The organism is Haliea sp., assembly GCF_040221975.1.
Taxonomy (GTDB): Bacteria; Pseudomonadota; Gammaproteobacteria; order Pseudomonadales; family Halieaceae; genus Haliea.
This window is the reverse complement of the sequence record NZ_JAVJWR010000029.1, coordinates 109918-123091: the sequence shown is the minus strand read 5'-3', so window position 1 is coordinate 123091 and position 13174 is coordinate 109918. Positions and strand designations below refer to the sequence as shown.

Genomic DNA, 13174 nt, shown 5'->3' with positions numbered 1-13174 from the left:
CTTGACTTACTTGTAGGCGCCAAGGATCAGGTAATTTTGTTCCCGGATGCTGAGATCTCGGTGGCGACGTCGGAGATAGTTGAAGAGCACGCCAGTGGAAGCCCAGATCACGATGACCGCAAATTCGGTAGGGCCAAGCTGGCCAGGGCTTCCGGGGACCACCATCAGAAGGACCAGAAAGACCCCAACCAAAAGCGCCAGCCACATCGTTGGGAGACCGATCCGGTAAGGACGTTTCATTTCCGGGCAGGTGCGGCGCAGGCGTAAAGCCGCCGCAACGGTTATAACTAGTGCCATTGTAAACACCGTGGCGCCGCTGCTTACAATGACGGAAAGACCAGTTTTGCCGATAAAAGGGCCGATAATCGCAATGCTGCCGACAAACAATATGGCGTTCATGGGTGTATGATGAACAGGGTGTACGGCCGCGAACCAGTGGGGCAATAATCCGCCGCGTCCCTGGGCAAACAACAGCCGCGTTGCAGCCATGAAAAGACCGTTGAGCGTAGTCAGGAGCCCAAAAAGTGCTGCCACAAGAACCAGCTTTGCCGCCCATTCGTAGCCGAAACTGACGCGGAACACCTCGGCCATGGGAAGCATGGCTTTCTGGGCAAGGATCTCGCTCAATTTCGTGCTATCTGTGCTAAGGCCAAGTGCCAGGATGATGATTACATAGAACGCAGTACCCACCAGAAGCACCGACACAATGGCTGTACCGAGTTTGCGTGGCTGCACTTTAAGCCCAGCCTCCTCCGCTGCTTGCGGGATGCAGTCAAACCCCGAGAGAAAAAAGGGAACCACCACGATGACCGAGGCAATAGAAGCCGGGACTGTGACCCATAAGCTGCCCGTACCGGCAAACAGGGGCTTCAGGTTTCCCACATCGCCTTTGAGGAAAGCCGCGGCACAAAATAACAGGGTGCAGATCAACAGGCCTGCCGTCACCAGTGTCTGAAACCGGGCCATGTCCTTGGCCCCCCGCCAGTTTATCCAGACCACCCAGCATCCGGCGGCAACACCTGGCAAGATTGTTGACCATGCAACGGGGTAGCCCCCCAAGGTGTAGAGAGCCTCCCTTGCCAGAGCGGGGAAAATCGCCTCAAACAGCGCACCTATGGCGATAGTCTCAAATGGCGCTACGGCGACATAATTCAACGATAAAAGCCAGGCTGTCATGAACGACACTGCAGGACCAAACGCCTTGTAGGTAAACGCCACCTCACCACCCGCCAGCGGCAGGGCGGATGTCAACTCCGCATAGCATTTTCCGATGGGAACGAGCAGCAGGCCTCCCAGCACGAAGGCGAGAGCGGCCCCCAGCACGCCGCCCTGTTCCAGCCATTTTCCGGCATACATCACCCAGCCGACGCCAATCATCGCTCCGAAGCCGATAGCGATATAGTCCTGGAAGGAGATGACGCGCTCCAGCTGCTCCCGTTTTATGCTTGTTCTGCCCGGATCAATTTTCACGGTCGAAGACATCGGCTTCATACCAGGGGGGTACTCCATATTTGCGCTCAGTCGGCCAGACCCTGTCCAGCGTGGGCGCGTCATAGAGCACGCCGGACTTCATCACATAAGCCAGGCGGATGGTATTACGGATATCGTCAAGCGGATTTCCCTCAAGCACCATAAGGTCGGCAACCTTGCCCTTTTCGAGGGAGCCGATCTCGTCTTCAAGACCGAGCATATAGGCCCCGTCATAGGTCGCCATGGTCAGGACTTCAATCGGTGCCGCGGCTGACGCATAGGTCCAGACGTCCCAATGGGAATCACGACCCCAGAGCTCTCCATGCCCACCGATGGCAGCAAGTCCGCCTTTGTCACGAATGGCTTTCACACCATCGGCAATAAAAGGGAAGCTGTACTCCTTCAAGGAGTGAACACCTGTCTCACGGTGCAGGGCCAGCTGTTGCCAGGGCAGGAAACGCCGCATGATCGGATCATTCCATAGGTCCGCCCGACTCTTATGATATTCCTCGGCCCAGCGCCCGGCGCCAGCAACGATCAGTGTGGGTGAATAGACAGCCTTTGCTCTACCAAAGAACTCCGTCGCATCTCTATAGAGCGTCAGATAATGCATGGGATGCTCAAAGCCAGTGTGGCCGTCAAGGATGGATCCCACGTTGTAATAAAGATCGGCGCCCTCATTGGTCGCGGATAAACCGTGCTTGCGGGCCCATTCTCCAAGCATCTGGCGTTGATCACGCCGCGGCGTCAGGAAAATCTTGATTGACCGCGCCCCATAGCCTGCCAGCCGATCCACCAAAGCCTGAGCCTCCCTGCTATTCGCGGGCCCCGTCCTGGGGGATTGCGGCATCAAGGCTTCCCCGGTGGCATAACTTCTGGGGCCCAGGATCCGCCCTGCCGCAATGAGTTCGGCGACGGGAAAGAATTGGTCACTTGGAACCGATGGATCCAGGGTCGTTGTCACCCCATGGGCGAGGTAGAGGGCCTGAGGGCTCAAGTGCTGGGGGAAAAGGTCCTTGTCCCGGAATCCGCCATGCCCGTGCACATCAACAAAGCCCGGAATGATGGTCTTTCCCTCTGCTTCGATAACGCGGACCACGCCATCAGTATTGCATGTTCCCACACAAGTAATTCGAGCACCTTCAACAACGACTGTGCCCCGGTTAATCACCTTCTCCCCGGTGATCGGAATGACGCGTGCATTGACAAAAGCGATAGAGGTATTCTCGTCAGGCACAGGTTTCGCAATTTCGGCTTTGATTTCCGTAGTTGTCAGCTTTCCACTCGCAACATTGAAGATCTGTACCCGATTGCCTGACGCATACACGATCCTGTTGCGATCGATCCACCTCGGGTGAATTCCGCCCCCAAAGCTGACGGGAGTTACGCCATGTTCTGCTTTTTCCTTGATCACGGGTTGAGGCAGTTCTTCGCCGACCCAATGCATGGCTTCGCCACGTTTATATGCTGCCTGACTGCGCAACAGCGGCCCCACATGAATTTCATAGTCCTCGGCAAACGCCACGTGCGTACCGTCCGGGGATGGATGGGCGACTGTTGCCGATGGGAAAGCGGCATGGCGACGCAAGTCGCCGATTTCAGGGTTCGTTGATGCGAGAATGCTGCGTCCCGCCGTGATCTTCTGACCCGTCGCCAGGCGTTTCTGGACTGGTACGTCCCCTTCGCGGATGGTAAGGAAAATACGACCGCTGGGGCCACGCGACAAGGGGGACGGACGGATACCGGGTGCGATGACCCTTTCTTTACCGTGCTTCATTTCCACCAGATCAAATATCGTGGCGTCGCCTGACGCCACACGAACCGGATCAGACAATCGCGACCGGAAGGCATAAAGTGTTGAGCCATCCTGGGCCCAGACGGGATAAAGATAGACCGCTTTTTCGCTACTCCTCACCTGCGGTGTGCACCGAGCAAGGTCACAGGTCAGAATGGTTGCCAGCTTCTGGTCATTCCAGCCGACGAAGGTAACCTTCCGCCCATCAGGCGAGAGATCGGGCATGAAATACGCCTGCTCTGGAGTCCAGCGAACAAGAGGCTCGGCCTCAACGGTGGAGCGATCTAGAGGAGCTGTCCAGATTTCTCCCACAGCCTCGAAGACGATTCGCTGTTCAGACTGACTGACGCCTGGCCACCGGATATTACGACTTGCGACTGTTTTCTCATCAAGTCCCCCATCGGCACGGATTTTTTCGCTGGCCACACGCAGTACCCGCGCTTCGAACGGGATGGTCTGACGCTCTCCGTCAATCGTGACACGCTGAATTTTGCCACCTGCCCAGAAAATCAGCGACCTCGAGTCTCCGGCCCAGGAATAGCCCGGGAGAATGCGCAAATTCTTCATACCATGGGCACCCTGCATATCAAGGGCTATGGGTGACGTCAGAATCCGCTCTTCACCGGTCTTCAGATCGCGCAACCAGAGCGCATTATGTTCATTCAGGGTATGACCGCGTAACGATATACTCGCCCCGGGAACCCGCTTCGCGTAGACCAGCCAACGGCCATCGGGCGAGACTTCGGGAGCAAGTTCATTGTTGGTGCCGAGCCGGTATTCACGCTCGGCGGTAGGCTGAGTGACGATTGAAACCGCCCCTGACTTCAGTTCCAGACGTCGAATGTGCTGGTTCCGCTGCAATCCGTGGAGCGGCTCTGCAAAGGTGCTCGACATAAAATAGACATGTTGGCCATCAGATGACGGCGAAGGCCAATAGGCCTGAGTCCCCGACGGCATGCCAACGAGCTCTTCGGGAGCATCGGCGCCGTCATCCACAGGAAAGCGCCATATACGTGCGGAACGGCGATGCATGGAATAAGTCGGGAACTCCCTCACCGCGACGACAGACGAGCCATCAGGCAACCAGGCTGGACTTGTGATTCGGCTAACCGGATCGATAAATAACGGCCGTTGATTGCCTCCATCGGCATCCATCAGCCAGAGATTGGCCTGACCAGCCCGGTCAGAGATGAAGGCGATGGTCTCTCCATCAGGCGAATACCGGGGATGATAATTGAGGGCGACACCGCTTGACTGTGTGAGGGCCTTTGCTTTCCCGCCATGCGAAGGCATCTGGTAGATGTGGCCCAACAAGTCAAAAACAATAGACTTCCCATCTGGCGAGATGTCCACCGACATCCAAGTGCCCTCGTCAGTGGTGAAGTCGATCGTGCGGGTTTTTCCGCGCGCCCTGGTAACGTCCCATTCAGGATCAGCTTTGTGTGCGAGGAACTCAGCGACACTTTCAAGATCCGATGCGTGAACCACGCCAAAGTAGGAAAGTGCAACACATGCAGTGAGAGCAAGAAGTGTCCGCGAAGCGATATTTCGAAAAAGGCACTTTACCATATCCACTCCCAGTCGCGTCCGCACAAAGCCTATGCCAAAAAAGAGGTGTGAGGGAGGCTCCCTCTCATACAGTTTGAAAACCTATGGAAATCAGAAATTATATCCAGCCGCAATACCGATGGTGCGGGGACGAATGGTTGTAATACGATCCTGCGTACGGGACACGGGGGTCCAGGCGGAACGCTGCACGACCGGATGGCTGTTGAACGCATTGTTCACAAACAGCGATAAGGTCCATTTTTCCTTTTCAAGACCCGTCCGCAGGTTCAGATACTCATAGGAGTCTGAATAGGGCGTAATCGTCGAGACAAACCCCGGTTGAACTGACCCAAGAGCGGCCTTGTCCCGGTACACGAGGTCAAAACGTGCGAACCCGGTCATGTCCGAGACTTCAAATTCATACTGGCCGCCCACCGCCGCCGTCCAGTCCGGAACGTTCGGCAGCGGATCTCCGTCAACGAATCCGGTAGATGCCTCCGTCGTCGCATACTCTGCATTCGAATGAGAAAGATTTGCTGTTAATGTCACGCTATTGGTGAGGGCAAATTGCGCTTCGATTTCAACGCCCTGAATCTTCGCCTTGCCCACATTGGCAAAAATCCTGAAGCCGCAAGTGAGTAACGAGATCGATTCGGGCTTGTCTGTCCAATCTGTGTAATAAGCGGAAGCATTTATCCGGGCCCGATTGTCGGCCACCGAGACCTTCGCACCCGCTTCGTAGGTCCAAAGCTTGTCGGGACCTATTCCCGCCTGAGGCCTCAGCCCGCGATCAGCAAGTTCGGCATCACAGGTATTTGGGGTGATTCCGGATGGCAGACCGGGTCGGAAACCGCGCGCCGCCTGGAGATAGACGAGGCTGTCATCATTGATCTCATAGGAAATATTGAACTTGGGAGCGACCGGCTTGTCGGTCCGCGAGATATCAAGGGGCGGTGGTGGCGGATTACCTGCCGCCACACCTGCAGAACTTCTCAGAAAGCGTGAGTCGATATCCGTTACGCGGATACCCGCAGTGAGTGTCAACTTATCGACTGGTCGAAAATAGATTTCACCGAAACCGGCGACCTGGTCTTCCTGGGATTCGTTATCGGCAGTAAAGAATTCCTGGCCTCCCAGACCAAAAGCTTCCACAGGCTGAACGCCACGGAGTTTGCTGTCCGAATAGTAAATACCGATCAACCAGTCGAACATGGAGTCTTCGTTCAGCGACTGAAGTCGGACTTCCTGTGTAAAAATCTCATAATCCTGAATAGCATTATTCCTGAACGGTCCAAGCGCTGCCGGAAAGCCGGAGTCAATCAGGGACCGGCTGGTATCCTGAACACGTCTGTAAGTACGGTCCGAATAGGATGTGATCGAGGTCAATTCAATGGAACCGAAGCTGATCGATGCATCAAGCGATGCAAGCACCATGCGATCACGCATGGTCTCGTCATAAATGGTGTCCGTATTCGGAAACCCCAGACTGCTGTTGAACAGGGACAAACCATCACCCTCCACCTTCTGATAGAAAATGGAGGGGGTGATATCGATATTCTCAGCTGGAGCAAAACGAAGGGCAGCACGGGCCGTCATGGTCTCAAAATCATCAATGTCCTTTTCGATGAGCTGGGGCGGGCTCTGTTGATCAAAAAGATCCACAAATCCGCCCTGCTGCCGGTAGGCAACACTCGCACGGGCAGCCAGCCTATTCTGAACAATCGGAATACTCACGGCGCCTGCAGCTTCGTAACTCTCTGACCCATTCTTTGTGGCTGAAAGTTCCGTACGCACTTTGCCTTCAATCTCGTTTAGATTGGGTTCGGCCATTATGTAGCGGATGGCACCGCCCATGGAGCTGCCACCATAAAGAGTGCCCTGAGGACCCCGGAGCACTTCAACCCGCTCTATATCTATGAGCCGGATGTCAAAGGTTCCCCCGGATCCGCCGAACATCTGGCGAATCTGGATTGGCGCCTCGTCCAGGTAGACGGCAACGGTCGGCGTGCCGAGAAAGGAGCTCACACCCCGGACCACCGGCCGGATCCCGTCACCACCGCCGTCAATATAGGAGAGACCGGGGATGGAATTGGCCATATCAACGAAGGTTTTGGCACCAATCTTTTCAAGATCATCTCCGGTGAGAGCGGAAATCGAAAGCGGCACCGATTGCAGTGACTCCGACCTCTTCTGGGCAGTTACCACAATCTCGTCCAGGACGGCGTCCTGTGCACTTGCAGCCGAGCCAAGGACTCCTTGTGCGAGTAGCGCCACCAAGAAGGTAGACGCCACCGATATCACTTGCTGCTTTTCCGACTTGTCATTTTTCTTCATAGATCGGTCCTCCCGAACAAGATGGGCTAGCTGCCCATGCATCTGCAATCTGCAGGCCCCAACAATCTGACTTCAGGTGCTGGACAGGCGCTCAGCCGCCACGGCGTTGCCCCGCTGTTCTAATTTAAGACGACGCGCCGTTGCCAGGAAAATGACGGCAAGCACGATCGAAACGCTGCCGACAATCGCCATCGCTTCACCAATGCGTGCCTCGTCCAGCAGAATTTTGTCCGAAACCAGTGCTATCGCCGTCCCTCCAAAACCGATCCCGGATATATTGACAACAAACAGGTAAAGCGCAGAAAGCTGAGCCCGCAACCGAACTGGCGTAGTCATCTGCAAGGCAACGATCGCCGGGCCAAAGCAAAAGCAGGAGAAAAAGACAATAGGGGCGATCAGCATGGCGCTCAACTCTGCACTATCAACAAGTGTCGCCATCGGCGGCCAGGGTAACAGGGCAACAGCACCCCACATTGCAACGTGGAGAGAAGCCGTTGTAGGGCGCTCACGCGCCAGCCAGTCCGTCGCCCAACCGCCAGCCGCCATGCCAAGCGGGCCGCAGACCAGCATGATGATGCCCAGCCAGAAACCGGTGTATGCCTTGCTCCAATCGTGCGTACGCAGAAAATACTCGGCCATCCAGGCTACATAGCCATTGAAGAGCAGAGAGACAAAAGCAAAGCCCGCGAACAGGCTGGCGATAAACTGCCAGTTGTCCCGGAGATATTGGGTCAGCCGGGGTGCATCGAGTGCTGGACCTTGCCCAGTGGTGGCTATCCCCTTCCTGGGCTCAGGCAACAAAAGGAAAATGGCAACTGCAAGGATCAGCCCGGGCAAGCCGACAAGTATCATGATCTGCTGCCAGGGTAACAATGATGCCAGCCACCACCAGGTTAAGCCGCCGGAGGCCACAAGCTTGTCTACCAGCCAACCCCCGAAAATAAAGGTGGCGCCGATTCCAATATAGACACCGGCGCCGTAGGCCCCGAGAGCTCGCCCGACCTGACGACGCGGAACAAGATCAGTAATGAGGGAATATGCGGCAGGAGAAAGCGCGGCCTCGCCGACACCAACGCCTACTCGAGCGGCAAAGAATTGCCAGAAATTTCTTGCCAGCCCACAAGCGACAGTCATGGCGCTCCAGGCAGCCAGACCGGCTGTAATGATAAGCCGTCGGTCGCCCCTGTCCGCGAGATATCCAATGGGAATTCCTGCAAGCGTATAAAAAATAGCGAAAGCGAAGCCGTGCAGGAGGCTGAACTGCGTATCACTGATTCCAAGGTCCTCGCGGATCGGGCCAACCAATAGCAGAATAATTGTGCGATCCAAGTAGGAGAGGATATAGGCCGCTGTAAGCAGCCCCACCGCTAAAAACGGGGCGCGACGCAAGACATCCGACATTCTGTTCTGAGCTTGGCCTTTCAACAACCCGGATATCCTCCAGCGGCTTGTCAACTGCGTTGTCATCCCGTTTCCCTGCAGCTTTGGATCAACGCCGATTACACTGAAGCATCTAGCTCAACTTGCCATATGTCAAATTTATATAGATAATACTAAATATGAAACTTTCTCATATTACTCTGGCGCAACTCAGAGCGCTCATAGCCGTAGATGACACCGGAAGCTTCACTCTTGCCTCGGAACGTTTGAGCCGGACACAGTCGGCCGTAAGCCATTCCATCATGCAGTTGGAGCAAGAATTTGGGACGCCGCTTTTCGAGCGTCAACGCGAAGGAGCGGTTCCCACTGCTGCAGGCAAGCTCGCCATAAAAGAGGCCAGGATCGCGTTAGTTCATCTGGAGCGTTTGGAGCATGCCGTGCGAGGTGAAGCTGCACTTATGTCTGGTCGCCTGCGATTGGCGTGCTTTTCCAGCGCGGTCAACTGGATCTTGGGTGATGCTCTCGCAGAATTCTCACGAAGATACCCCGCCATCGATCTTGAGATCCTCGAACTCGCCGATGAAACTTCGCTCTCTGCGCTGCGAGAACGCAAGGTGGATCTGGGGATGGTCAACCTTCCCTGTGCGTCTATTGCGACATTTCCGCTTTTCGAAGACGAGCTCTGTATCATTATCTCGGAGGAAATAGCGCCGGATACGGACAGTGAGACCAATCTCGCACAGTTTGCCAACATACCATTTATCTATCCCAGCGGAGCGTGCAGCCCACTCATTGAGGCCGCTTTTCAGTCCGCAGGTATCCAGCCCAGAATAGCGGCCCGTATGACTACCCACGGGGCTCATCTCGTACTGTCGCTTGTTCATCAAAAAGCCGGCTTCTCGATTATGCCGGCCTATGCCTTGGCCAGTGAAGCCACATCTGATCTAAGAGTACTGCCTATAAGGCCTGCGATCCTGCGCCGTGTAGCCTTTGCAATGGAATCCGAACAGTCACTTTCACCTGCCGCAAGAGCCTTTCTCGACCTGGTCGACGAAATCAGAAGGCAATCTCCCAAAGCCATGGGAATGTAACACCCCATCTGATCTGACATTAAATTTATTCATATAAGGAATAAGCTCTAATCATTTGACCAATATGCAAGTCGGAGTACGCTAGTTGAAATTGCTCGACGTGTGCGGTATCGCGATTGGCAATACTCAATGTCAGGTAATTTGGAGCTTGCTTGCAGTGATCACCGATTTCACCGCCAGTCCGCGCGAAGGACTTCGCTTTGGAACCATTGGTTTCGATCATCCTGTCCTCAGGGGCCACACTTGCCCGTTAATTGAAATCGGCAGCCTCCGGCCCGGCCCGCATTTGTGCATTATGGCCGGTGTCCACATCAATGAAGCCTCCAGTATTCAGGCGGCCACGGTCTTGGCAAACCTGATAGAGACTGATCATCTCAGGGGATCGATCTCTATAATCCCGGCCGTTAGTACCCACAACCTTTATAAATACACCCTGGTGACCCCGCCATCAGAAGGCCGTGATCTTCACTGGTCCTATCCTGGGGCGCCCAATGGAAGCTTCAACGATGCACTGGCCTATTCCCTTGTCTGCGAATGGGCGGAGAATGCGAATGTTCTTTTGGACCTGCATGGCGGGGACATGGATGAGCAAATGACCCGGTATGTAGTAGTGCAACACACCGGCGACGAGGCACTGGATAAACGGATCATGGATGTCGCGGCCTGTTTTGAGACTGAGCTTGTAGTGGCATTGGCGCACGAAAGCATGGGCAAGCCGGGCCGTTGTTGCACAGCTCTCGGGAGTATTGGAAAGGTGGGGCTGGTTGCGGAAGCCGGAGATTTCGGCATGACGGATCAGGCCTCTGTCAAATGGCACCAGAATGGAATTCTGGCAGTAGCCAGGCTCCTTGGCATGCTGGACGGCGAGAGTAAACGCCCTGCAAGACAGATTAGTCTGGACAGCTATGAATGGATTGAGGCACCCGCGTCTGGAATCATCGAAAAAGACTTTGCTCCCGGAGACTGGGTCGAGGCTGGAATGAATATTGGTACAGTCAGAGACTTCTATGGCCGCAAGAAGGCGGACATCAAGGCGCCACAGAGCGGCTATATCATGATGCGAAAATCTTCCCATGTTGCACGTGAGGGTTATTGGATTGGGTCAATTGCCTTCTCAAAGAGCAGGCCTTGAGACCGACCCAGGTTCGAAGTTTATTCCTGTGGCGCACAAAAGGAGAACGGGACCATGACAGTTTTGGATCGAGGTTGGATAAGAACAGCAATGGCTCGCACGCGGGCGTTTCTCTCCGCGCCATTCTTTATCGTCCTGTTGGGGGCCAATGGTTCTTCGATCAAGGCCGAGGATATGTTAACGGCGCAATCGGTATCTCCACCGGCCGGCTCTGTACGCCTGATGCGGGATGAATGGGGCTTGGCACACATCTATGCCAATACCGAGCGCGACGGATATTTCGGTCTGGGTTATGCGCTGGGGGAGGACCGACTTACACAGGTTCTTCTGACTTACGTGATAGTTCAGGGGCGATCCGCAGAAGTCTTCGGCCGCAGTCCATCCTCGACTGATGAATCAGACTTAAGCGACGAACTTCAGGCCGGGCTTCAGGACCCGGTCGCGTCCGACCTCAGAATGATGCAGGGGCGTTACCTCGAGGACGCCCGTAACAACTTGCCCAAACTATCTGGCGCCTATCGAACCAATGTGGAGGCTTTCACGGCGGGGATCTGGCAATATATGAAGGATAACCCGGAGACAGTACCGGCGTGGGCACCAAAGCTTGAGGCCGCCATGCCGTTGGCGGTTTATGCCGCGTTAACCAGTGGCGACCCCGCCGCAGCCTGCTCTGCCAAGCTATCTGTTGACGATAAGACCACTCTGGCAATGACGGCGGAGGAAAATGCCGATATGGCGTCAAACGCCTGGGCCGTGTCTCCAGAGCGATCCGCCACTGGCGATGTTATATTTTCTTCCGACTCCCACGGGGGCATCATGGCCAATGGTCCCATGTTCTATACATGGCGCATGAAGGCTGGAGATCTTGACGTCCTCGCCCATGATTTTACCGGCGCGATCTCCATGGTTCTTGGCCACTCCGATTCCTTTGGTTGGGGCTGGACAGAAGGCCCCCGCCATACCGGTGACTGTTACGCTGTAAAGACTGAAAGCGACAATCCGGCAACATACAGATTTGATGGCGAGAACAATGAGATTATCAGCACCCCTTATACCATTAACGTAAAAGATGACGAGCCGGTTACAGGTGCTTTCGAATACACCGGTCACAATGGTGTTCGCTCCCTGGTTGTCAAGCGCGATGGAACAGAGGCATATGTGGCCAGTTCCGCCTATAGCGGCCGTGCCGGATTTGCTGATCAACAGTATTATCAAATGGCAAAGGCGCGCACCGGTGACGAGTTCATGGATGCCCTGGCAGCAAGGGAAATCTATCCTGCCAACATGCTAGCGGGCGGGCGCGATGGCACGATCCTCTATATTCGACCTGGCAGGGTTCCCATTCGAAAAGACGATGCTTTCGTTCATCAACTGCTGGATGGCAACAGTTCTGCTACCGCATGGGCGGGAATTCATCCCGTCGAAGATCTGGTTAGGCTTCGTAACCCAGCGCCCGGCTATATTGCGAATACCAACGTCAGCCCCGACATGATGTACCCGGCACCCCTCCTTCATGCACGGGATTTCCCGGAATATTTCGCCTTTCGGGAGGGGCAGATCAATGGACGGCAACAGCGACTCATAGAGCTCCTGGACCAGGATCGTAAACTAACTTTCAACGACGCCATTGATATTGCGCTCGACACTAAGATCATCGGCACCGATCTTTGGGGCGCAACCCTCACCAATGCTCTCCATATGTATATGCCAGAGTTCCGACATCAGTCACCAGCGCATGGACAATTCGTGGCCGCGCTTGGTAACTTCAATGGCCGTTTTGATACAAACAGCCAGGGCGCGCTTTATCATGTCTATTTCCGTGAAGCACTGATCGAAACGGCACCTGACCAAGTGGACGAGATCGTATTGACTGTGGAGGGTGGGGAAAAACTGACACCGGAACGCTCGCTTGCCGTGGCCAACGCCATTGATTCTGCCTATCACGCTCTGATCACCGATTTCGGCACAACAGATCTCGTCTTTGGTGACGCTCACAGGGTCATACGTGGCAATCATAGCGAGAAATCGGGGGGCGCGGTGATTGCCGTCGGCAAAGATCTTATCAATCATCGCCCTCTGGTGCTGAATGGCCACACCGTCAGCGTCAGGGCCGCACTACATGCGAACATATATCAGAGACCTGAAGGATCTACGAAACGTGTCCTGAATGCAGGTGCGCGCGTACCCTTCGTTGTTGGTTTTTCGGAACCAGTTAAGTCTTATGGCTTGCTTGCCTTCGGCCACAGCAATGATCCGACGTCAACCCATTATGCCGATCAGCTACAATTGTTTACCAATACAAGAATGAAATCCAACAGGTTCGACTTCTCTGATTTAAAGGGCCACATTAAAGAGATGAAAGTTCTGCAAACTCTACCCTGACACAAGAGAGCCGGATCGTTATTTCTTCAGTCCGATAACGGA

At 54.9% G+C, this 13174-nt stretch carries 7 protein-coding genes; 3 read left to right on the top strand and 4 right to left on the bottom strand.

Going from position 1 to position 13174, the window contains the following annotated elements; translation table 11 throughout:
* Nucleotides 1-6 precede the first annotated feature (6 nt).
* The 4 genes from RLO07_RS12485 to RLO07_RS12470 form a co-directional block, all read right to left on the bottom strand.
* Nucleotides 7-1491, bottom strand: coding sequence for an APC family permease (locus RLO07_RS12485; protein ID WP_350131804.1), 1485 nt, complete (start codon nucleotides 1489-1491; stop codon nucleotides 7-9).
* Entirely contained in the window at nucleotides 1460-4834 is a 3375-nt protein-coding gene (locus RLO07_RS12480) for an amidohydrolase family protein (protein WP_350131807.1), read from the bottom strand. The genes RLO07_RS12485 and RLO07_RS12480 overlap by 32 nt, the downstream gene beginning before the upstream one ends.
* Before the next feature lie 90 nt (nucleotides 4835-4924).
* The gene (locus RLO07_RS12475; protein ID WP_350131810.1) at nucleotides 4925-7147 is read right to left on the bottom strand and encodes a TonB-dependent receptor; all 2223 of its coding nucleotides are present in this window, start codon (nucleotides 7145-7147) and stop codon (nucleotides 4925-4927) included.
* A 72-nt stretch (nucleotides 7148-7219) separates the two neighbouring features.
* Nucleotides 7220-8614 (bottom strand): spinster family MFS transporter, encoded by a 1395-nt coding sequence (locus RLO07_RS12470; RefSeq protein WP_462292481.1) that lies wholly within the window; start codon nucleotides 8612-8614, stop codon nucleotides 7220-7222.
* A gap of 92 nt (nucleotides 8615-8706) precedes the next feature.
* On the opposite strand from RLO07_RS12470, the gene RLO07_RS12465 reads away from it, so the two are divergent.
* From RLO07_RS12465 to RLO07_RS12455, 3 genes are all read left to right on the top strand, one after another.
* Complete coding sequence (locus RLO07_RS12465; protein ID WP_350132499.1) at nucleotides 8707-9618, top strand: LysR family transcriptional regulator; 912 nt, start codon at nucleotides 8707-8709, stop codon at nucleotides 9616-9618.
* A gap of 85 nt (nucleotides 9619-9703) precedes the next feature.
* Nucleotides 9704-10750: a succinylglutamate desuccinylase/aspartoacylase family protein gene (locus RLO07_RS12460; protein ID WP_462292480.1), complete on the top strand. Its 1047-nt coding sequence runs from the start codon at nucleotides 9704-9706 to the stop codon at nucleotides 10748-10750.
* A gap of 54 nt (nucleotides 10751-10804) precedes the next feature.
* A complete protein-coding gene (locus RLO07_RS12455; protein ID WP_350132493.1) occupies nucleotides 10805-13132 on the top strand; it encodes a penicillin acylase family protein in 2328 nt (775 codons plus the stop codon).
* Nucleotides 13133-13174: the final 42 nt, after the last annotated feature.